At 63.9% G+C, this 20,760-nt stretch carries 27 protein-coding genes; 15 read left to right on the forward strand and 12 right to left on the reverse strand.

Annotated elements, in window-relative coordinates; translation table 11 throughout:
- Positions 1-3: 3 nt before the first annotated feature.
- Positions 4-897 carry a ZIP family metal transporter gene (locus HU735_RS13100; protein ID WP_186713935.1) on the forward strand — a complete coding sequence of 298 codons (894 nt, stop codon included), beginning with the start codon at positions 4-6 and terminating at the stop codon, positions 895-897.
- Between the two features lie 52 nt (positions 898-949).
- Here the strand turns inward: HU735_RS13100 and HU735_RS13105 are convergent, their stop codons facing one another.
- The 12 genes from HU735_RS13105 to HU735_RS13160 all read right to left on the reverse strand — a co-directional run bounded on the left by HU735_RS13105 (position 950) and on the right by HU735_RS13160 (position 8,737).
- On the reverse strand, positions 950-1,270 hold the full coding sequence (locus tag HU735_RS13105; RefSeq protein ID WP_186713851.1) for a helix-turn-helix transcriptional regulator: 321 nt from the start codon (positions 1,268-1,270) through the stop codon (positions 950-952).
- Positions 1,267-1,635 (reverse strand): type II toxin-antitoxin system RelE/ParE family toxin, encoded by a 369-nt coding sequence (locus HU735_RS13110; RefSeq protein WP_186713852.1) that lies wholly within the window; start codon positions 1,633-1,635, stop codon positions 1,267-1,269. The genes HU735_RS13105 and HU735_RS13110 overlap by 4 nt, the downstream gene beginning before the upstream one ends.
- A gap of 98 nt (positions 1,636-1,733) precedes the next feature.
- Positions 1,734-2,006, reverse strand: a complete 273-nt coding sequence (locus HU735_RS13115; RefSeq protein ID WP_096048637.1) for an HPr family phosphocarrier protein — start codon at positions 2,004-2,006, stop codon at positions 1,734-1,736.
- Between the two features lie 20 nt (positions 2,007-2,026).
- Complete coding sequence (rapZ, locus tag HU735_RS13120; RefSeq protein WP_186713853.1) at positions 2,027-2,881, reverse strand: RNase adapter RapZ; 855 nt, start codon at positions 2,879-2,881, stop codon at positions 2,027-2,029.
- Between the two features lie 2 nt (positions 2,882-2,883).
- Positions 2,884-3,348 (reverse strand): PTS IIA-like nitrogen regulatory protein PtsN, encoded by a 465-nt coding sequence (ptsN, locus tag HU735_RS13125; protein ID WP_050704097.1) that lies wholly within the window; start codon positions 3,346-3,348, stop codon positions 2,884-2,886.
- 12 nt (positions 3,349-3,360) lie between these two features.
- The gene (gene raiA, locus HU735_RS13130; RefSeq protein WP_011532415.1) at positions 3,361-3,669 is read right to left on the reverse strand and encodes a ribosome-associated translation inhibitor RaiA; all 309 of its coding nucleotides are present in this window, start codon (positions 3,667-3,669) and stop codon (positions 3,361-3,363) included.
- Positions 3,670-3,747: 78 nt separating this feature from the next.
- Complete coding sequence (locus HU735_RS13135; RefSeq protein WP_050704098.1) at positions 3,748-5,247, reverse strand: RNA polymerase factor sigma-54; 1,500 nt, start codon at positions 5,245-5,247, stop codon at positions 3,748-3,750.
- A gap of 172 nt (positions 5,248-5,419) precedes the next feature.
- On the reverse strand, positions 5,420-6,145 hold the full coding sequence (gene lptB / locus HU735_RS13140; protein WP_011532417.1) for an LPS export ABC transporter ATP-binding protein: 726 nt from the start codon (positions 6,143-6,145) through the stop codon (positions 5,420-5,422).
- Positions 6,146-6,670 (reverse strand): lipopolysaccharide transport periplasmic protein LptA, encoded by a 525-nt coding sequence (lptA, locus tag HU735_RS13145; RefSeq protein ID WP_011532418.1) that lies wholly within the window; start codon positions 6,668-6,670, stop codon positions 6,146-6,148.
- A complete protein-coding gene (gene lptC, locus HU735_RS13150) occupies positions 6,657-7,229 on the reverse strand; it encodes an LPS export ABC transporter periplasmic protein LptC (protein WP_028689658.1) in 573 nt (190 codons plus the stop codon). The genes lptA and lptC overlap by 14 nt, the downstream gene beginning before the upstream one ends.
- Before the next feature lie 8 nt (positions 7,230-7,237).
- Positions 7,238-7,762 (reverse strand): HAD family hydrolase, encoded by a 525-nt coding sequence (locus HU735_RS13155; RefSeq protein WP_028689659.1) that lies wholly within the window; start codon positions 7,760-7,762, stop codon positions 7,238-7,240.
- Positions 7,763-8,737, reverse strand: a complete 975-nt coding sequence (locus HU735_RS13160) for a KpsF/GutQ family sugar-phosphate isomerase (protein ID WP_186713854.1) — start codon at positions 8,735-8,737, stop codon at positions 7,763-7,765.
- 244 nt (positions 8,738-8,981) lie between these two features.
- On the opposite strand from HU735_RS13160, the gene HU735_RS13165 reads away from it, so the two are divergent.
- The 14 genes from HU735_RS13165 (at position 8,982) to HU735_RS13230 (ending at position 20,688) form a co-directional block, all read left to right on the forward strand.
- Positions 8,982-9,791, forward strand: coding sequence for an ATP-binding cassette domain-containing protein (locus HU735_RS13165; RefSeq protein ID WP_028689661.1), 810 nt, complete (start codon positions 8,982-8,984; stop codon positions 9,789-9,791).
- Positions 9,791-10,585, forward strand: a complete 795-nt coding sequence (gene mlaE, locus HU735_RS13170) for a lipid asymmetry maintenance ABC transporter permease subunit MlaE (RefSeq protein WP_186713855.1) — start codon at positions 9,791-9,793, stop codon at positions 10,583-10,585. The genes HU735_RS13165 and mlaE overlap by 1 nt, the downstream gene beginning before the upstream one ends.
- A complete protein-coding gene (gene mlaD / locus HU735_RS13175) occupies positions 10,585-11,070 on the forward strand; it encodes an outer membrane lipid asymmetry maintenance protein MlaD (protein ID WP_028689663.1) in 486 nt (161 codons plus the stop codon). Before mlaE ends, mlaD begins: the two co-directional genes overlap by 1 nt.
- 9 nt (positions 11,071-11,079) lie before the next feature.
- Positions 11,080-11,733, forward strand: coding sequence for an ABC transporter substrate-binding protein (locus HU735_RS13180; protein ID WP_186713856.1), 654 nt, complete (start codon positions 11,080-11,082; stop codon positions 11,731-11,733).
- Complete coding sequence (locus HU735_RS13185) at positions 11,730-12,032, forward strand: STAS domain-containing protein (protein WP_050704102.1); 303 nt, start codon at positions 11,730-11,732, stop codon at positions 12,030-12,032. Before HU735_RS13180 ends, HU735_RS13185 begins: the two co-directional genes overlap by 4 nt.
- Before the next feature lie 118 nt (positions 12,033-12,150).
- Complete coding sequence (locus tag HU735_RS13190) at positions 12,151-12,390, forward strand: BolA family protein (protein WP_028689666.1); 240 nt, start codon at positions 12,151-12,153, stop codon at positions 12,388-12,390.
- A gap of 23 nt (positions 12,391-12,413) precedes the next feature.
- Positions 12,414-13,679, forward strand: coding sequence for a UDP-N-acetylglucosamine 1-carboxyvinyltransferase (murA, locus tag HU735_RS13195; protein WP_050704103.1), 1,266 nt, complete (start codon positions 12,414-12,416; stop codon positions 13,677-13,679).
- Positions 13,680-13,769: 90 nt separating this feature from the next.
- Positions 13,770-14,405 (forward strand): ATP phosphoribosyltransferase, encoded by a 636-nt coding sequence (hisG, locus tag HU735_RS13200; RefSeq protein ID WP_011532429.1) that lies wholly within the window; start codon positions 13,770-13,772, stop codon positions 14,403-14,405.
- A 126-nt stretch (positions 14,406-14,531) separates the two neighbouring features.
- Positions 14,532-15,854 (forward strand): histidinol dehydrogenase, encoded by a 1,323-nt coding sequence (gene hisD / locus HU735_RS13205; protein ID WP_186713857.1) that lies wholly within the window; start codon positions 14,532-14,534, stop codon positions 15,852-15,854.
- A 2-nt stretch (positions 15,855-15,856) separates the two neighbouring features.
- Complete coding sequence (gene hisC, locus HU735_RS13210; protein ID WP_050704105.1) at positions 15,857-16,906, forward strand: histidinol-phosphate transaminase; 1,050 nt, start codon at positions 15,857-15,859, stop codon at positions 16,904-16,906.
- A 921-nt stretch (positions 16,907-17,827) separates the two neighbouring features.
- Entirely contained in the window at positions 17,828-18,496 is a 669-nt protein-coding gene (locus HU735_RS13215) for a FadR/GntR family transcriptional regulator (RefSeq protein ID WP_186713858.1), read from the forward strand.
- 13 nt (positions 18,497-18,509) lie between these two features.
- On the forward strand, positions 18,510-19,790 hold the full coding sequence (locus HU735_RS13220; protein WP_028692004.1) for a CynX/NimT family MFS transporter: 1,281 nt from the start codon (positions 18,510-18,512) through the stop codon (positions 19,788-19,790).
- A 105-nt stretch (positions 19,791-19,895) separates the two neighbouring features.
- Positions 19,896-20,354, forward strand: coding sequence for a nuclear transport factor 2 family protein (locus HU735_RS13225; protein ID WP_028692003.1), 459 nt, complete (start codon positions 19,896-19,898; stop codon positions 20,352-20,354).
- A 43-nt stretch (positions 20,355-20,397) separates the two neighbouring features.
- Positions 20,398-20,688 carry a GIY-YIG nuclease family protein gene (locus tag HU735_RS13230; protein WP_186713859.1) on the forward strand — a complete coding sequence of 97 codons (291 nt, stop codon included), beginning with the start codon at positions 20,398-20,400 and terminating at the stop codon, positions 20,686-20,688.
- The last annotated feature ends 72 nt before the right edge of the window (positions 20,689-20,760 follow it).

The following is a 20,760-nucleotide window of genomic DNA, read 5'->3' on the forward strand; positions in this document are numbered from 1 at the left end:
GGTATGCGTGCCGAGGTGATGTCTGTCAGCAGTGTGCGCCTGTTCCGCCTGGCGCTTGGGACCATGCTGTTGCTGGTTGGCACCGCGTTGCTGGTGGCACGCGGCATCGCCTGGCTGGACCTGGAGCCGCGCATGTTGCGTGCCCTCGAGGGCGGCGCATTGTGCGCACTGGGGACGGCGTTGGGCGCGGTACCGGTATTGGTGATTCGCAACATGCCGGTGGCCGTGGCCGACACCTTGCTTGGCTTCGGTGCCGGCGTGATGCTGGCGGCCACCGCGTTTTCGCTGATCATGCCGGGGCTGGATGCGGCCCAATCCATCGGTTTCAGCCCATGGGGCGCCGGTGGCCTGATCAGCGGCGGCTTGCTGTTCGGTGCGCTGTGCCTGTTCCTGGTCGACCTAAAGGTCTCCGGTGCCTCGCCAGAGGCCCTGGTCGGCAGCGATCAGCAGCCGGTGATCGCGGCGCGGATCTGGTTGTTCGTCATTGCCATCATCGCCCACAACATCCCCGAAGGCATGGCCATCGGTGTGTCCGCCGGCGGTGGCATGCCCGATGCCGACAGCCTGGCCATGGGCATCGCGCTGCAGGATGTACCGGAGGGCCTGGTGATCGCGCTGGTGCTGGCCGGGGCCGGCATGCCGCGGTTCAAGGCGTTCCTGATCGGCGCGGCATCCGGGCTGGTCGAGCCGCTGGCCGCGGTGATCTGCGCCTGGCTGGTGAACATCGCCGAACTGCTGTTGCCGCTGGGCCTGGCCTGCGCGGCGGGGGCGATGCTGCTGGTGGTGACCCAGGAGATTATTCCCGAATCGCGCAGCAACGGGCATCACCGCCTGGCGAGCCTGGGGCTGTGTGTCGGGTTCTGCCTGATGATGGTGATGGACACGGCGCTGTCGTGAAAAGAGCAGGAGGGTGGGTCGACCTTCTCGTTGCGCTTGCTTTGAGCGTTGCTCAGGCGAAGATGACTTCCACCCGCCCTTGAGGCCGTGAGCGCGGTGCGGCCTTGACCACGATCTGCACGTCTCGGCCAAGGCGTGCCAGGCAGTCGATCATCTTGCTTTCGCTGATGCCACGGAATTTTCCGCGAATCATTTCCGATACTTTTGGCTGAGGCAGGCCAAGGATTTGCGCGGCTTGCATCTGGGTCAGATGACGGGCCTTGATGATGCTGCAGATCTTGCTCGCCAGGCGTGCCTTGACCAGCATCTCGTCTGCATCCGGGCAGTTGAGGTCTGCGTAGACATTGCCGCTGCCCTGTTCGATTTCGCTCATGTCTGGATTCCTTCTGAGTGGGCCTGTGCAAGCTTCAATCGCTTGCGCACCAGGGCGATGTCTGTTTCGGGCGTCCTGATGCCCGCCTTGGACTTCTTCTGGAAGCAATGCAAGACATACACCGCAGCGCCAAGACGTACGGTATAGACCGCGCGATAGGTATTACCGTCATGGTCCTCCACGACCTCGAGCACGCCAGCGCCTGAAAACCCTCTGAGGACTTTCGCCTGGAGGTGCCTGCTTCCCGTCTGAGCCAGATGCAGAGCAAAGCCGACGGTTTGCTGGACGTCTTCGGGGAGGCACAGCAGATCCTTTTTGCTGCTTGCGACCCAGTAAAGCGGCTTGGGTTGCCTGTCCGATTCCATGAAATCACCTGCTGAATTTATACCTATATAGGTATAAATTCAATCTGGCGAAGCTGCATCCGGACAATTGGAAGAGGATGTTGCGGGAGGAGAAAGCGTTACTCGCCTTCGTCGAAGAAGTTCTCGATCAACGCGACCAGCGCATCCATGGCTTCAGCGTCCTGCTCGCCCTCGGTGTGCAGGTGCACTGGCGTGCCCTTGCCGGCGGCGAGCATCATCACCGCCATGATGCTCTTGCCGTCCACCAGCTTGTCCGGCGCGCGGCCGACCCGCACCTGGCAGGGGAAGCGACCGGCCACGCCGACGAACTTGGCGGCCGCCCGCGCATGCAGGCCCAGCTTGTTGATGATGGTGATTTCGCGGGCGGGCATCGTGGGGCGGATCCTGTGGGCTAGAGGTCGCGGTGGCGGACCTGGACGTTTTTCAGGGATTGCTGGAGCAGTTGGCCAAGCCGTTCGGTGATGTACACCGAGCGGTGGTGGCCGCCGGTACAGCCGATGGCGATGGTGACATAGGCGCGGTTGCTGGCGGCGAAGCGCGGCAGCCATTTGAGCAGGTAACCGGAGATGTCCTGGAACATTTCCTCGACGTCCGGCTGGGCGGTCAGGTAGTCGATCACCGGCTGTTCGAGGCCGGAATGCTCGCGAAGTTCCGGCTTCCAGTAAGGATTGGGCAGGCAGCGCACGTCGAACACCACATCGGCGTCCACCGGCATGCCGCGCTTGAAGCCGAACGACTCGACCAGGAACGCGGTGCCTGGCTCGGGCTGGTTGAGCAGGCGCAGCTTGATTGAATCGCGCAGCTGGTAGAGGTTCAGGCTGGTGGTGTCGATCTTCAGGTCGGCGAGGTCGGCGATCGGCCCGAGCAGCTCGCTTTCCACACGGATCGCCTCGGCCAGCGAACGACTGTCGTTGGTCAGCGGGTGGCGGCGGCGGGTTTCCGAGAAGCGCTTGAGCAGGGTGTCTTCGTCGGCGTCCAGGTACAGCACGTCGCATTGGATATGCCGTGAACGGGCCTCTTCGAGCAGCTCGGGGAAGCGCGACAGGTGGCTGGGCAGGTTGCGCGCGTCGATGGACACCGCCACCTTCGGTTGCAGCAGCTCGGTGTTGATCAGCGCGTTTTCAGCCAGCTGCGGCAACAACCCGGCGGGCAGGTTGTCGATACAGTAGTAGCCGTTGTCTTCCAGCACGTCGAGGGCGGTACTCTTACCGGAGCCGGAGCGGCCGCTGACGATGATCAGGCGCATGTTCAGTGCTCGTTCTGTACGTCCAGGACGACCTGGTACAGGGTCTCGCTGCTGTCGGCGGCACGCAGGCGATCGCGGACCTCCTTGCGATCGAGCATGCTGGCGATCTGGCGCAGCAGTTCAAGGTGGGCATCGGTGGCGGCTTCCGGGACCAGCAGGACGAACAGCAGGTCGACCGGGGCGCCATCGATGGCATCGTAATCGATGGGGGCGTCCAGGTGCAGCAGGGCGCTCACTGGCGCGGTGCAGCCCACAAGCCGGCAGTGGGGAATGGCGATGCCATTGCCAAAACCGGTGGAGCCCAGTTTTTCCCGAGCGATGAGCTTGTCGAAGACGTCTTGCATCTCCAGCTCGGGTACTTGCTCGGCGATCAGGGTGGCGACCTTTTCCAGGGCGCGCTTCTTGCTGCCGCCCGGCACGTTCACGAGGGAACGGCCGGGGGTCAGGATGGTTTCAAGTCGGATCATGGATGAGGGGGATCAGCGGGCGGCTGCGCCTTGCAGCAGGCTTTGCTGTTTTTCCTTGTGTTTTTTCAGTTGGCGATCGAGTTTGTCGGCCAGGGCGTCGATCGCCGCGTACATGTCTTGATGTTCGGCGTTGGCGACGACTTCGCCACCGGGAATCTGGAGTGTGGCTTCCACCTTCTGCTGCAGCTTCTCGACCTTCATGATCACCGTCGCATTGGTGATCTTGTCGAAATGACCCTCGACGCGGGCGAGCTTCTCGAGCACGTAATCGCGCAGTGGTTGGGTGACTTCTACATGCTGTCCACTGATGTTGACTTGCATACAGCTTCTCCTTTGTTGCCCGTGCATAAAGAGGCAGGTATTGCACCTGCCACTGAAACGCTGTGGCACATCCCGGGGCTACATCAGTCGCTTGCGCTCGCTCGACGGGGCGATGCCCAACGATTCGCGGTACTTGGCGACGGTGCGACGGGCTACCTGGATGCCTTGTGCCTCCAGTAAACCAGCGATCTTGCTGTCACTCAATGGCTTTTTCTGATTTTCCGCCGCCACCAGTTTCTTGATGATCGCGCGGATTGCCGTGGACGAGCATTCGCCGCCTTCGGCGGTGCTTACGTGGCTTGAGAAAAAGTATTTCAGTTCGTAGATACCGCGTGGGGTGTGCATGTATTTCTGCGTGGTCACCCGGGAAATGGTCGACTCGTGCATGCCCACCGCCTCGGCGATATCGTGCAGCACCAGCGGTTTCATGGCCTCGTCGCCATGGTCGAGGAAGCCGCGCTGGTGCTCGACGATCTGCGTCGCCACCTTCATCAGTGTCTCGTTGCGGCTCTGCAGGCTCTTGATGAACCAGCGCGCTTCCTGCAGCTGGTTGCGCATGAAGGTGTTGTCGGCGCTGGTGTCGGCGCGGCGGACGAAGCCGGCGTACTGCGGGTTGACCCGCAGGCGCGGTACCGCTTCCTGGTTGAGCTCGACCAGCCAGCGCTCGCTGTCCTTGCGCACGATGACGTCGGGCACGACGTACTCGGGCTCGCTGGACTCGATCTGCGAGCCGGGGCGCGGGTTGAGGGTCTGCACCAGTTCGATGACCTGGCGCAGCTCGTCTTCCTTGAGCTTCATGCGGCGCATCAGCTGGCTGTAGTCGCGGCTGCCGAGCAGATCGATGAAGTCGGTGACCAGGCGCTGGGCCTCGCTCATCCACGGTGTCGAGGCAGGCAGCTGGCGCAGTTGCAACAGCAGGCATTCACCGAGGGAGCGGGCGCCGATGCCGGCGGGCTCGAATTGTTGGATGCGATGCAGCACCGCCTCGACCTCGTCCAGCTCGATGTCGAGCTCCGGGTCGAAGCCTGCGCAGATCTCCTCGAGGGTGTCTTCCAGGTAGCCCTGGCCGTTGATGCTGTCGATCAGGGTGACGGCGATCAGGCGGTCGGTGTCGGACATCGGCGCCAGGTTGAGCTGCCACAGCAGGTGGCTCTGCAGGCTCTCGCCGACCGAGGTGCGGGTGGTGAAGTCCCACTCGTCGTCATCGTTGCTCGGCAGGCTGCTGGCGCTGGTCTGGTAGATGTCTTCCCAGGCGGTGTCGACCGGCAGTTCGTTGGGGATGCGCTCGGCCCATTCGCCGTCTTCGAGGTTTTCCGCGGTGCTGCTGGTACTGGTTTCCTGGAAACTGTTGTCCTGGACTTCGGCGGCCGGCTTGTTCTCGGCGTTGTCCGCCATCGGGTCGCTGTTGTCGAAGTCCTCGCCGTCTTCCTGACGTTCGAGCATCGGATTGGACTCCAGCGCTTCCTGGATTTCCTGCTGGAGGTCCAGGGTGGAGAGCTGAAGCAGACGGATGGCCTGTTGCAACTGCGGGGTCATCGTCAGTTGCTGGCCCATTTTTAGGACGAGCGATGGTTTCATGGCTGGGGCTTGATACCTTGTTGCCGGCGCGCATGCGCCATCCACTACACGGAGGGCGCCTGGGCGCCGATTTTAAGCAAGTTATATGCCTGAAATTGCAGCGTTTGCCTAGAGCACTGTAACAACTAAAGCCTCGAACAGGCGCCTGCGCCAGTGCTCCGGGCAGGCCGGGTCAGAGTCGGAACTCGTGCCCCAGGTACACTTCCTTGACCAACTGGTTGGCCAGGATGGTCTCGGCGTCGCCTTCGGCGATCAGCTGGCCATCGTTGACGATGTAGGCGGTCTCGCAGATATCCAGGGTCTCGCGAACGTTGTGGTCGGTGATCAGTACGCCGATGCCCTTGTTCTTGAGGTGGTGGATGATCTGCTTGATGTCGCCGACGGAGATCGGGTCGACACCGGCAAAGGGTTCGTCCAGCAGGATGAACTTGGGCGCGGTGGCCAGGGCGCGGGCGATCTCGACGCGGCGGCGTTCGCCGCCGGAGAGGCTCATGCCGAGGTTGTCGCGGATGTGGCTGATGTGGAATTCCTGCAGCAGGCTTTCCAGCTCCTTGCGCCGGCCGTCGCGGTCGAGGTCCTTGCGGGTCTCGAGGATGGCCATGATGTTGTCGGCCACCGACAGCTTGCGGAAGATCGAGGCTTCCTGCGGCAGGTAGCCGATGCCGGCCTGGGCGCGCCCATGCATGGGCTGGTGGCTGACGTCGAGGCTGTCGATCAGCACGCGCCCCTGGTCGGCCTGGACCAGGCCGACGATCATGTAGAAGCAGGTGGTCTTGCCGGCGCCGTTGGGGCCGAGCAGGCCGACGATCTGGCCGCTGTCGATGGACAGGCTGACGTCGCGAACGACCTGCCTGCCCTTGTAGCTCTTGGCCAGGTGCTGGGCTTTGAGGGTTGCCATTTACTCGGCCTTTTTCTTCGGTTGAATGACCATGTCGATGCGCTGACGTGGTGCAGTCACGTTGCCACCGCGACCGGCGGTAGCCACCTGGGTCTTGGTGTTGTAGACGATCTTCTCGCCTTCGGTGGTGTTGCCTTCGTTCTCGACCTTGGCGCGATCGGTGAGGATCACCATGTCTTTCTGCGCCTGGTACTGGATGGTCACGGCCCAGCCTTTCATCTTGTCGGGCTTGGCGGCGCTCTGCTGCTGCTCGAAGTAGGCCAGGTTGCCCACCGAGGTGACCACGTCGATGTCGCCGGAGGCGGCGCGGGTCATGGTCACGGTGTTGCCTTTGATCATCATCGAACCTTGGGTGATGATCACGTCGCCGGTGTAGGTGGCAACGCCCTGCTTGTCGTCCAGGTGGGCGTTGTCCGCCTGGATGCGGATCGGCTGGTCACGGTCGTTCGGCAGGGCGAAGGCGCTCGCGCTTCCCAGTGCTACGCCCAGGCTGAGCAGAAGGGGGATGGTTTTAACGAGCCTCATACTGTCCTCTTACGTTAGAGAGCAGGTCCATCCTGCCTTCTTTCAAATACGCTTTCATTCCTTTGCCCGTAGTCGTGCCACCGGCGCCGTCGATTCTAACGGCTTGCTCGGTCTGCGCATATTGCTTCTGCGGGAACACGGTCATGCGTGTGCTGGTGATGATGGTTTCACGTTGCTTCTCGTCGGTGCGCGCCACGCGCACATCGTCGATCAGTTCGACCTCGGTGCCGTCCGGGTTGACTTCGGCGCGCTTGCTCTGCACGTGCCAGGGGTACTCGGTGCCGCGGTACATGTGCAGGTCGGGCGTGGTCACCAGGGTAACCTCGCTGGCCTTGAGGTGCTCGACCTTGGCGGCGGTCATCTCGTACTGCAGCTTGCCGTCGGGCAGGAACTGCAGGCTGTGGGCGTTGATCGCGTAGTAGTCGATGGCGCTCTGGTCGACCTGGGCCTGCGGCTGGTCGAGGAAGCTCTCCGGGCTGATGTTCCAATAGCCTACCGCAACCAGCACGGCGGCGATCCCGCCTAGCAGCGCGACATTTCTGATCTTCTTGCTGAGCATGGGCAGCCTTACAGGTAATGGGCGTTGGCAGCGTCCAGGGTGCCCTGGGCCTGCATGATCAGTTCGCAGAACTCGCGGGCGGCGCCTTCGCCGCCGCGAGCCTGGGTGACGCCGTGGGCGTGCTGGCGAACGAATGCCGCGGCGTTGTGCACCGCCATGCCCAGGCCGACGCGGCGGATCACCGGCAGGTCGGGCAGGTCGTCGCCGAGGTAGGCGACCTGTTCATAGCTTAGATTGAGTTCGGCGAGCAGGCCGTCCAGCACCACCAGTTTGTCCTCGCGGCCCTGGAACAGGTGCGGGATGCCGAGGTTCTTCGCCCGGCGCTCGACCACCGGGGTCTTGCGCCCGCTGATGATCGCGGTGGTCACGCCCGCGGCCATGAGCATCTTGATGCCGTGGCCATCGAGGGTGTTGAAGGTCTTGAACTCGCTGCCGTCCTCGAGGAAGTACAGGCGGCCGTCGGTGAGCACGCCATCGACGTCGAACACCGCCAGCTTGATGGCCTTGGCGCGTTGCATCAGGTCCTGGTTCATTTACATCACTCCGGCGCGCAGCAGGTCGTGCATGTTCAGGGCGCCGGTGGGGCGGTCGTCCTGATCGACGACCACCAGCGCGCTGATCTTGTGGTCTTCCATGATCTTCAGTGCCTCGGCGGCGAGCATCTCGGCGCGGGCGGTCTTGCCGTGGACGGTCATGACCTCGTCGATGAGGGTCTTGTGCACGTCGATGTTGCGGTCCAGGCTGCGGCGCAGGTCACCGTCGGTGAACACGCCGGCGAGCTTGCCGTCGTCACCCAGGACCACGGTCATGCCCAGGCCTTTGCGGGACATTTCAAGCAGCGCGTCCTTGAGCAGGGTGCCGCGTTTGACCTGGGGCAGCTCCTCGCCGGAGTGCATGACGTTCTCGACCTTCAGCAGCAGGCGACGACCCAGCGCGCCACCGGGGTGGGAGAAGGCGAAATCCTCGGCGGTGAAGCCACGGGCCTCGAGCAGGGCGATGGCCAGGGCGTCGCCCAGCGCCAGCGCGGCAGTGGTGGAGGAGGTCGGCGCCAGGTTGAGCGGGCAGGCTTCCTGGGCGACGCTGGCGTCGAGGTTGACCTCGGCGGCCTGGGCCAGGGGCGAGCCCGGATTGCCGGTCAGGCTGATCATCTGGATGCCCAGGCGCTTGATCAGCGGCAGCAGGGTGACGATCTCGGCGGTGCTGCCGGAGTTGGACAGGGCAAGAATGACATCGTCCCGGGTGATCATGCCCATGTCGCCGTGGCTGGCCTCGGCCGGGTGCACGAAGAACGCCGGGGTGCCGGTGCTGGCCAGGGTGGCGGCGATCTTGTTGCCGATGTGTCCCGACTTGCCCATGCCCACCACCACGACCCGTCCCTTGCTGGCCAGGATCAGTTCGCAGGCCTTGACGAAGTCACCGTCGATGCGGGCCAGCAGGGCCTCCACGGCCTCGAGTTCGAGGCGCAGGGTGCGCTGGGCGGATTGGATCAGCTCGCTGGATTGGGTCATGTCGAAACGCAATGCCTGATGAAAAGGCGGCGATTATAGCCGCAATGTGTGAAAGGCTCATCCTTCGAATGTCATATGGATGCCGCGCCAGCCTGTCTGTGCCCTGAACGAGTGGGGGGACGCCCTTGGGGCGGGCCTATCAGCGGTGCTATAGTTCGCCGCTATTCAGCCCGCAGGGGACCTGTGTGCCTTCAAGATGAAGGCAGGCGTCCACATGACGAGGCTGCACTAGCAAGGAGTCTAGATGAGTGTGGATAGCGCCTACGCGGTCGAGTTGAAGGGCGTCACCTTCAAGCGCGGTTCGCGCAGCATTTTCAGCAATGTGGACATACGCATTCCCCGCGGCAAGGTCACCGGCATCATGGGGCCTTCGGGGTGCGGCAAGACCACCTTGCTGCGCCTGATGGGCGCGCAGTTGCGCCCGTCCGGTGGCGAGGTCTGGGTCAACGGGCAGAACCTGCCCGCGCTGTCGCGCAGCGACCTGTTCGATGCGCGCAAGCAGATGGGCGTGCTGTTCCAGAGCGGCGCGCTGTTCACCGACCTGGATGTGTTCGAGAACGTGGCCTTCCCGCTGCGGGTGCATACGCAGCTGTCGGACGAGATGATCCGTGACATCGTGCTGATGAAGCTGCAGGCCGTGGGTCTGCGCGGCGCCATCGACCTGATGCCCGACGAGCTGTCCGGCGGCATGAAGCGCCGCGTGGCACTGGCCCGGGCGATCGCCCTGGATCCGCAGATCCTCATGTACGACGAACCGTTCGTCGGCCAGGACCCGATCGCCATGGGCGTGCTGGTGCGCCTGATCCGCCTGCTCAACGATGCCCTGGGCATCACCAGCATAGTGGTTTCCCACGATCTCGCGGAAACCGCGAGCATCGCCGACTACATCTATGTGGTCGGCGACGGCCAGGTGCTGGGGCAGGGCACGCCGGACGAACTGATGGGCTCGGACAATCCGCGCATCCGCCAGTTCATGAAAGGCGACCCGGACGGCCCGGTACCCTTCCACTTCCCTGCGCCTGACTACCGCGCCGATCTGCTGGGGACGCGTTGATGCGCAGAAAATCCTTACTCGAACGTATCCGTCTGTTCGGCCGTTCGGCCATCGATGTGCTGGCCGTGCTGGGACGCTCGTGCCTGTTCCTCGGCCATTCGCTGGGCGGGCGCAGCGGCGTCGGTGGCTTCCAGCTGCTGGTCAGGCAACTGTATTCGGTGGGCGTGCTGTCGCTGGCGATCATCGTCGTGTCCGGCGTGTTCATTGGTATGGTGCTGGCCCTGCAGGGCTACAGCATCCTCGCCAGGTACGGCTCGGAGCAGGCCGTGGGGCAGATGGTTGCCCTGACCCTGCTGCGCGAGCTGGGGCCGGTGGTCACCGGCTTGCTGTTCGCCGGCCGCGCGGGCTCCGCGCTGACCGCCGAGATCGGCAACATGAAGTCCACCGAGCAGCTGTCGAGCCTGGAGATGATCGGCGTCGACCCGCTCAAGTACATCGTCGCCCCGCGCCTGTGGGCCGGCTTCATCTCGCTGCCGCTGCTGGCGCTGATCTTCAGCGTGGTCGGCATCTGGGGCGGCTCATGGGTCGCCGTGGACTGGCTGGGCGTCTATGAGGGTTCGTTCTGGGCCAACATGCAGAACAGCGTTTCGTTCAGCGACGACGTGATCAACGGGCTGATCAAGAGCCTGGTGTTCGCCTTCGTCGTCACCTGGATCGCCGTATTCCAGGGGTACGACTGTGAGCCCACTTCAGAAGGGATCAGCCGTGCCACCACCAAGACCGTGGTCTATGCCTCGTTGGCAGTCCTGGGTCTGGACTTTATTCTGACCGCCTTGATGTTTGGAGATTTCTGATGCAAAACCGCACCCTGGAAATCGGTGTCGGCCTGTTCCTCCTGGCCGGGATCCTGGCGCTGCTGCTGCTGGCCCTGCGTGTCAGCGGGCTGTCGGCCAGCCCGAGCAGCGACACGTACAAAGTTTATGCGTACTTCGACAATATCGCCGGTTTGACGGTCAGAGCTAAAGTGACCATGGCCGGTGTGACCATCGGCAAGGTCACGGCCATCGATCTGGACCGCGATTCCTACACCGGTCGGGTCACGCTGCAGCTGGACAAGCATGTCGACAACCTGCCGACCGACTCCACTGCCTCGATCCTGACCGCCGGCCTGCTGGGCGAGAAGTACATCGGCATCAGCGTGGGTGGCGAGGACGCGGTACTCAAGGACGGCAGCACCATCCACGACACCCAGTCGGCGCTGGTGCTGGAAGACCTGATCGGCAAGTTCCTGCTCAACTCGGTGGGCAAGGAACCGAAAGAAGCGCAACCGGCTAATTAAGGAGTTTCCATGATTTCGATCCTGCGACGTGGCCTGCTGGTTCTGCTGGCGGCCTTCCCCTTGCTGGCCCTGGCGGCGCCGGGGCAATCCGCCCGTGATGTGATCCAGGGCACCACCACGCAGCTGCTCAGCGACCTGAAGGCCAACAAGGAGCAGTACAAGGCCAACCCCGAGGCGTTTTACAACGCACTCAACAGCAACCTTGGCCCGGTGGTCGATGCCGACGGCATCTCCAAGAGCATCATGACCGTCAAGTACTCGCGCAAGGCCACGCCTGCGCAGATGCAGCGCTTCCAGGAGAACTTCAAGCGCAGCCTGATGCAGTTCTACGGTAACGCCCTGCTGGAGTACAACAACCAAGGGATCACCGTCGACCCGGCCAAGGCCGAGGACGGCGACCGTACCAGTGTCGGCATGAAGATCACCGGCACCAACGGCGCGGTCTATCCGGTGCAGTACACCATGCAGAAGCTCGATGGCGAGTGGAAGGTGCGCAACGTCATCGTCAACGGCATCAACATCGGCAAGCTGTTCCGCGACCAGTTCCAGGACGCCATGCAGCGCAACGGCAACAACCTGGACAAGACCATCGACGGCTGGGCCGGCGAAGTGGCCAAGGCCAAGGCGACCGCCGATACTTCGCCGGATAAGGAAGTCAAATGAGCGATGCCGCCGTGAGCATGGCCGAGCCGGGCGTCCTCGCCCTGGCCGGCGTGCTGGACTACCGCAGTGGCCCGGCCCTGCGCAAGCAGGGCAAGACGCTGGTCGAGGCGTGCCGCGAACCGCGCCTGGTGCTCGATTGCTCCGCGGTGGTGAAGTCGAGCAGTGTCGGCCTGTCGTTGTTGCTGGGCTTCATGCGCGATGCCCAGGCGGCCGGCAAGACCTGGGAACTGCGCGGTATTCCCGAGGATATGCGGGAAATCGCCGGGGTCTATGACCTCGATGAAGTCCTGGCAGGCTGATGCCCTGCCGTTCGGGAAAGGCCCCTCGGTCAGCGCGCCCTCTCATGGGCTTCGCAGGCGAGGGGCTTTTTTGTATGATGGCCGACCCGCGCGCGTTGGGCGCCGATCGAGGTTGAGCATGCAGGCCGTAGAAGTCAAAAGCTTTCTGGAAGAGAAATTGCCGGGAACCCGGGTCGAAGTTGAAGGCGAAGGCTGCAACTTCCAGTTGAACGTGATCAGCGACGAGCTGGCCGGCCAGAGCCCGGTCAAGCGTCAGCAGGCGATCTATGCTCACCTCAATCCGTGGATCGCCAACGGCAGCATTCACGCGGTAACCATGAAATTCTTCAGCAGCGCAGCCTGGGCTGAGCGCACCTGAGCCAACTTGGCGGCGAGATACGTATGGACAAACTGATTATTACTGGCGGCGCGCGCCTTGACGGCGAGATCCGCATTTCCGGCGCGAAGAACTCGGCGCTGCCGATCCTCTCGGCCACCCTGCTGTGCGATGGTCCGGTCACGGTCGGCAACCTGCCGCACCTGCACGACATCACCACCATGATCGAGCTGTTCGGCCGCATGGGCATCGAGCCTGTGATCGACGAGAAACTCTCGGTGGAAATCGATCCGCGCACCATCAAGACCCTGGTCGCTCCCTACGAGCTGGTCAAGACCATGCGCGCCTCGATCCTGGTGCTCGGCCCGATGGTCGCCCGCTTCGGTGAGGCTGAAGTCGCCCTGCCGGGCGGTTGCGCCATCGGTTCGCGTCCGGTCGACCTGCACATCCGCGGCCTGGAGGCCATGGGTGCGAAAATCGACGTCGAAGGTGGCTACATCAAGGCCAAGGCGCCAGAAGGCGGCCTGCGCGGCGCTCACTTCTTCTTCGATACCGTGAGCGTCACCGGCACCGAGAACATCATGATGGCCGCCGCCCTGGCCAAGGGCCGCAGCGTGCTGCAGAACGCCGCTCGCGAGCCGGAGGTGGTCGACCTGGCCAACTTCCTGATCGCCATGGGTGCGAAGATCCAGGGCGCCGGCACCGACACCATCACCATCGATGGCGTCGAGCGTCTGCAGCCGACCACCTATCGCGTCATGCCTGACCGCATCGAGACCGGCACCTACCTGGTCGCCGCTGCCGTGACCGGTGGCCGCGTCAAGGTCAAGGACACCGATCCGACCATCCTCGAAGCCGTCCTCGAGAAACTCAAGGAAGCCGGCGCCGACATCACCACCGGTGAAGACTGGATCGAGCTGGACATGCACGGCAAGCGTCCGAAGGCCGTGAACCTGCGTACCGCCCCGTACCCGGCATTCCCGACCGACATGCAGGCGCAGTTCATCTCGCTCAACGCCATCGCCGAAGGCACTGGCGCGGTGATCGAGACCATCTTCGAAAACCGCTTCATGCACGTCTACGAGATGCACCGCATGGGCGCGCAGATCCAGGTCGAGGGCAACACCGCCATCGTCACTGGCGTCAAGGCGCTCAAAGGTGCTCCGGTAATGGCCACCGACCTGCGCGCTTCCGCCAGCCTGGTGCTGTCGGCGCTGGTCGCCGAAGGTGACACCCTGATCGATCGCATCTACCACATCGACCGTGGCTACGAGTGCATCGAGGAAAAACTGCAGATGCTGGGCGCGAAGATCCGTCGCGTACCGGGCTAGTCGTCTGTACGGCGCAGGGACGCGCCCTGAATCTTTTGCGGTCGGGCCCTGTGCCCGGCCGGCTATAGCTGCTTAAGGACCGACGTTCCAATGTTGACCATCGCGCTATCCAAAGGCCGTATTCTCGACGATACCCTGCCACTGCTGGCTGAAGCCGGTATCGTGCCGACCGAGAATCCGGACAAGAGCCGCAAGCTGATCATCCCGACCACCCAGGATGATGTCCGCCTGCTCATCGTGCGTGCCACCGACGTGCCGACCTATGTCGAGCATGGCGCCGCCGACCTCGGTGTGGCCGGCAAGGACGTGCTGATGGAATACGGCGGCCAGGGCCTGTACGAGCCCCTGGACCTGCAGATCGCCCAGTGCAAGCTGATGACCGCCGGCGTGACCGGCGCGCCCGAGCCCAAGGGCCGGCTGCGCGTGGCCACCAAGTTCGTCAACGTAGCCAAGCGCTACTACGCCGAGCAGGGCCGCCAGGTCGACATCATCAAGCTGTATGGCTCCATGGAGCTGGCGCCGCTGATCAACCTCGCCGACAAGATCATCGACGTGGTCGACACCGGCAACACCCTGCGCGCCAACGGCCTCGAGCCCCAGGAACTGATCGCCACGATCAGCTCGCGCCTGGTGGTCAACAAGGCCTCCATGAAAATGCAGCACGCCCGTATCCAGAGCCTGATCGACACCCTGCGCAACGCCGTCGAATCGCGACACCGCGGCTGACCTCTGCGCGCGACCTCCGCTGTCGCGCCCGTCTATCCGCGTCATAGCCAATTTTCTCAGGTGCCCGCGCGGATGGAGTGGTAGCTTTAGGGCGCCTGAACATCCGCTAATAACGAGGCCCTCGCCATGACCGTGTCCACTGCAATTGCCCGTCTCAACGCCGCTGACCAGGATTTCGCCCGACATCTGGATCATCTGCTGAGCTGGGAAAGCGTGTCCGATGACGCGGTCAACCAGCGCGTGCTCGACATCATCAAGGCCGTGCGCGAGCGTGGCGATGCGGCGCTGGTGGAGTTCACCCAACGCTTCGACGGTGTCGATGCCACATCGATCCATGATCTGATCCTGGATCGCGCGCGCCTGGAACTGGCCCTGACCCGCATCACTCCGGTGCAGCGCGAAGCCCTGGAAAAAGCCGCCAACCGTGTGCGCATCTACCACGAACGGCAGAAGCAGGACTCCTGGCAGTACACCGAGGCCGACGGCACCGTGCTTGGCCAGAAGGTCACCCCGCTGGACCGCGCCGGCCTGTACGTGCCGGGTGGCAAGGCATCGTACCCGTCGTCGGTGCTGATGAACGCGATTCCGGCCAAGGTGGCTGGTGTGGCCGAGGTGGTGATGGTGGTGCCGACCCCGCGTGGCGAGGTCAACGAGCTGGTGCTGGCCGCCGCCTGCATCGCCGGTGTCGACCGGGTGTTCACCATCGGTGGCGCCCAGGCAGTCGCGGCCCTGGCCTACGGCACCGAAAGCGTGCCGCAGGTGGACAAGATCGTCGGCCCGGGCAACATCTACGTGGCCACTGCCAAACGCCATGTGTTCGGCCAGGTCGGCATCGACATGATTGCCGGCCCTTCGGAGATCCTGGTGGTGTGCGACGGCCAGACCGATCCGGACTGGATCGCCATGGACCTGTTCTCCCAGGCCGAGCACGACGAAGACGCCCAGGCCATCCTGGTCAGCCCGGACGCCGAGTTCCTCGATCGCGTGGCCGCGAGCATCGACAAGCTGCTGCCGACCATGGAGCGTGCCGAGATCATCGAGAAGTCGATCAACGGACGTGGCGCGCTGATCCAGGTGCGTGACATGCAGCAGGCCATCGAGGTGGCCAACCGCATCGCTCCCGAGCACCTGGAACTGTCGGTGGCCGACCCGCAGGCCTGGTTGCCGCAGATTCGCCACGCCGGCGCGATCTTCATGGGTCGTCACACCAGCGAGGCGCTGGGCGACTACTGCGCCGGCCCTAACCACGTGCTGCCGACTTCCGGCACCGCGCGCTTCTCTTCGCCCTTGGGCGTGTATGACTTCCAGAAGCGTTCGTCGATCATCTTCTGCTCCGAGCAGGGCGCGTCCGAGCTGGGTCACACCGCTTCCGTGCTGGCCCGGGGCGAATCGCTGACCGCCCACGCGCGCAGCGCCGAATACCGCATCCTCAACGAGAAGGGGAACTGAGCATGAGTCGATTCTGGAGTCCCTTCGTCAAGGACCTGGTGCCTTACGTGCCGGGCGAGCAGCCGAAGCTGGCGCGGCTGGTCAAGCTGAACACCAACGAGAACCCCTATGGCCCGTCGCCCAAGGCGCTGGAGGCCATGCGTGGCGAGCTCAACGACAACCTGCGCCTGTATCCCGACCCGAACGGTGACCGGCTCAAGCAGGCGGTGGCCGAGTATTACGGCGTGACGCCGGCGCAGGTGTTCGTCGGCAACGGCTCGGACGAGGTGCTGGCGCACATCTTCCACGGCCTGTTCCAGCATGACCGTGGGCCGCTGCTGTTCCCGGACGTGAGCTACAGCTTCTACCCGGTGTATTGCGGCCTGTACGGTATCGCGTTCGAGCAGGTGGCGCTGGATGAGCAGTTCCAGATCCGGGTTTCGGACTACAGCAAGCCCAATGCCGGGGTCATCTTCCCCAACCCCAATGCGCCGACCGGTTGCCTGTTGCCGCTTGAGGCGGTCGAGCAACTGCTGCAGGCCAACCGGGATTCGGTGGTGGTGGTTGACGAGGCCTACATCGATTTCGGTGGCGAGACGGCTATCAGCCTGGTCGATCGCTATGACAACCTGCTGGTGACCCAGACCTTGTCCAAGTCGCGTTCGCTGGCGGGGCTTCGGGTTGGGTTGGCGGTTGGTCATCCGGACCTGATCGAGGCGTTGGAGCGGATCAAGAACAGCTTCAACTCGTATCCGTTGGATCGCATGGCGATTGTCGGGGCGGCGGCGGCGTTTGACGACCGTGAATATTTCGATGAGACCTGTCGCAAGGTTATCGATAGCCGAGAGGTGCTGGTTGCCGAGTTGGTGGCGCGGGGGTTCGAGGTGTTGCCTTCGGCGGCGAACTTCATCTTTGCCCGGCATCCCGGGGAGGATGCTGCGGGGATCGCGGCGCGGCTTCGGGAGCAGGGGGTGATTGTTCGGCACTTCAAGCAGGAGCGGATTGCGCAGTTCCTGCGGATTACCGTTGGGACGCCGGAGATGAACCAGGCTTTGCTTGATGCTTTGAATTGATTTCAGGGGTTTGACTGGGGGCGGGTTTGAAGTTTTTATTATGACTTCTGACTCGCCCCTTGTTGTTTTAATAGTTCTGTTTTGGCTTTTTCAAGCGGCGACGCTTATATCGCTGTTTCGCCTTGCGGCGACTTACTTTTGTCTTGTCAAAAGTAAGCAAAACCGCGCGCTCACTCATCCGGCCCCTGCGCTTCGCTCCGGGGTTCCCTCACTCCGGCCTTGCTCCCGGGAGGACCGCGCTGCAGGGCCCATCCTGGGCCCCAGCGCTTGACGGGCATCCATGCCCGTCACCTCCCTCCGCAAGACCTGCGTTCGGCCTCCTGAAGTCGCGCAAATTACGGGCGGCGCCTGGGCTGGCGCAGCTGTCGCTAGTTAGAAATTCAATAATCTCTCGATCGTATCGCGGGGCAAGCCCGCTCCCACGCAGATGATTCAGCTTGGTGCGAGAATAGCGTGGGAGCGGGCTTGTCCCGCGATAGCTCGGAACGGCCAATATATAACTAACTGTCAATCAGCTAACTTCGAATTTCTTGCTCTTGCTTCTAAGCGCACAATAGTCCAGGCGCCGCCAATTGCGACTTCAGGAGGCCGAGCGGAGTTCTTGCGGAGGGAGGTGACGGGCATGGATGCCCGTCAAGCGCTGCGCCCCAGGATGGGGCGTTCAGCGCGGTCCTCCCGGGAGCAAGAACGGAGCGAGGGAACCCCGGAGCGAAGCGTAGGGGCCGGATGAATGGAGCGAGGATTTTTTGGTTCCTTTTTGATCCTTCAAAAAGGGACCCGCCGTAAGGGCGGAAAGGTGACTATGCGTCACCATCGCCAATGAATGCGCATAAAAAAACCAAAACAATCATCCCCGACCCCGACCCCCTTGCCCAATCCCCCCCCCAACCGCTATCGTCCAACCCCAAGAAAATTCATCCGATGACTGGACGTACCCACCCCGTGACCCCGCTCATCAAACGCTCCCTGGTAGAACAAGCCGTAGACCAGCTCCGCGACCGCATCGCCAAGGGCACCTGGTCGATAGGCCAACGCCTGCCCACCGAACCGGAGCTGGCCAGCGACCTGGGCATCAGCCGCAACACCGTCCGCGAGGCCATGCGCGTCCTGGCCTTCAGCGGCCTGGTGGAAATCCGCCAGGGCGACGGCAGCTACCTACGTACCGCCGTGGACCCCTTGCAGGCCGTGCAGGTCATGTCCCGCTGCGCAGTCGAACACGCCCGCGAAACCCGCCATATCCTCGAAGCAGAAGCCATCGGCCTGGCCGCCGTGCGCCGCACCGACGCCGACCTGCAGGCCCTGCGCGAGGCCCTGCAGCACAGCGCGGAGCACTTCCATGGCGATGTCGACGCCTACGTCGAATGCGACCTGGTGTTCCACCAGCGCCTGGTGGACGCCGCCCACAACCCCGCCCTGAGCGAGCTGTACCGCTATTTCTCCAGCGTGGTCCGCGCCGCCCTGCAGCACAACATGACCACCGTCCCCCGTTGCCAGGCCGTGTTCGACCTGCACGGGCAGATCCTCGACGCCCTCGAACAACGCGATCCGGAGCGGGCCAAGTACCTGAGCCGGACCCTCATCGAATCCTGACAACGAGAAGGCCATGGCCGAACAACTGACCCGCAACACCGCTCCCCGCGAGGCGGAGCTCGATGAACTGCTGATCGACGCCGAAGCCGACGACGAGCAGGTCCAGCAACAGCCCGTGGTGCTGCGCAGGCCCTGGCTGTTGCTGCTGGGACTGGTGTTGGTAGCGCTGAACCTGCGCCCGGCGCTGTCGAGCATGTCGCCGGTGCTCGGTCAGGTCTCTGAAGGCCTGGGGCTCAGCGCATCGCAAGCCGGGCTGCTGACCACCTTGCCGGTACTGTGCCTGGGGCTGTTCGCGCCGCTGGCGCCGATCCTGGCGCGACGTTTCGGCAGCGAGCGGGTGATCTTCGGCATTCTGCTGACCCTGGCGCTGGGCATCCTGGTGCGCAGCACTCTGGGCGCCACTGGCGTGTTCCTCGGCAGCCTGATGGCGGGGGCGAGTATTGGCATCATCGGCGTACTGTTGCCAGGTATCGTCAAGCGTGACTTCCCCCAGCACGCCGGTACCCTGACCGGCGTCTACACCATGGCGCTGTGCCTGGGCGCCGCGATGGCCGCCGGGGCCACGGTGCCCTTGACCCGCCACTTCGATGACAGCTGGGCGCTGGGGCTGGGCTTCTGGCTGCTGCCTGCCTTGCTGGCGATGCTGGTCTGGCTGCCCCAGTCCCGACAGGGCCATGGCGTGCACAAGGTCGCCTACCGCGTGCGCGGGCTGTGGCGCGACCCGCTGGCCTGGCAGGTGACGCTGTACATGGGCCTGCAGTCGTCGCTGGCCTACATCGTGTTCGGCTGGCTGCCTTCGATCCTGATCGGCCGTGGGCTGAGCCCGACCGAGGCGGGGCTGGTGCTGTCCGGTTCGGTGATCGTGCAACTGATCAGCTCCCTGAGCGCGCCTTGGCTGGCCACGCGGGGCAAGGACCAGCGCCTGGCCATCGTGGTGGTGATGCTGGTGACCCTGGGTGGGCTGTTCGGCTGCCTGTATGCGCCGATCGAGGGGCTGTGGGGCTGGGCGATCCTGCTCGGCCTGGGGCAGGGCGGTACCTTCGCCCTGGCACTGACCCTGATCGTGCTGCGCTCCAAGGACGCCCATGTGGCGGCGAACCTGTCCAGCATGGCCCAGGGCGTGGGCTACACGCTGGCATCCATGGGGCCGTTCGCGGTGGGCCTGGTGCATGATCTGACCGGTGGCTGGAGCGCGGTGGGCTGGATTTTCGCGGTGCTGGGCGTCGGGGCGATCCTGTTCGGTCTCGGCGCCGGGCGGGCGCTGCATGTGCAGGTCAGCAGCGAGCACGTTTAAGGAACTGGCTTGTCCCGCGATCGTCATTCACGACGCGAATGGGCATGGTGTTGCTGGCATCCAGGCAGTATCTTGCGGGTTTCGCACCTTGCGCAGGAACAGTCCATGAGCGATGCCAGCAGCGCCCTGATCACCCGTTTCTACCAGGCCTTCCAGCGCCTGGACGCCGAGGCCATGGTGGCCTGCTACAGCGAAGACATCGTCTTCAGCGACCCGGTCTTCGGCACCCTGCGCGGGCGTGACGCGGGTGACATGTGGCGGATGCTCACCGCCCGCGCCAAGGACTTCACCCTGACCTTCGACGACGTGCGCAGCGATGGCGCGCACTGGGTGGCGACCTACCTGTTCAGCCAGACCGGGCGGGTGGTGGTCAACGATATCCAGGCGCGCTTCGTGATCCGCGACGGGCTGATCTGCCAGCACGACGACACCTTCGACCTGTGGCGCTGGGCGCGTCAGGCGCTGGGCATGCCGGGCGTGCTGCTGGGCTGGACGCCGATGCTGCAGAACAAGGTGCGCCAGCAGGCGTTCAAGGGGCTTCGCGCATTCCAGCAGGCGCGCTGAGGCGTTAAGCTGGCGGCCTTCTTCCGTTGCACCGAACCGAGCCGTGAGCGAAACAGCGCCTTCCCCCGATTGCAAACCCTGGTACGTCTACCTGGTGCGTGCCGCCAACGGCTCGTTGTACTGCGGTATCAGCGATGATCCGCAACGACGGTTCATCAAGCATCAGAAAGGGCAGGGCGCGCGCTATTTCAAGACCAGCCCGGCGCAGGCGCTGGTGTATGTGGAGCAATGGCCGGACAAGGGCGAGGCCTTGCGCCAGGAGCGGTTGGTGAAGAAGCTGCGCAAGGCGGCGAAGGAGGCGTTGGTGGCGTCCTATGCGGTCAGCAAGGCTTGAACCGCGCGGGAGCGGGCTTGCCCTCAGGGAGCGGTTCGTCTGAGCGGGCGCCGTCGCTGGGCAAGCCCGCTC

It is taken from the genome of Pseudomonas sp. BW16M2 (assembly GCF_014268865.1).
GTDB classification, from domain to species: domain Bacteria; phylum Pseudomonadota; class Gammaproteobacteria; order Pseudomonadales; family Pseudomonadaceae; genus Aquipseudomonas; species Aquipseudomonas peradeniyensis.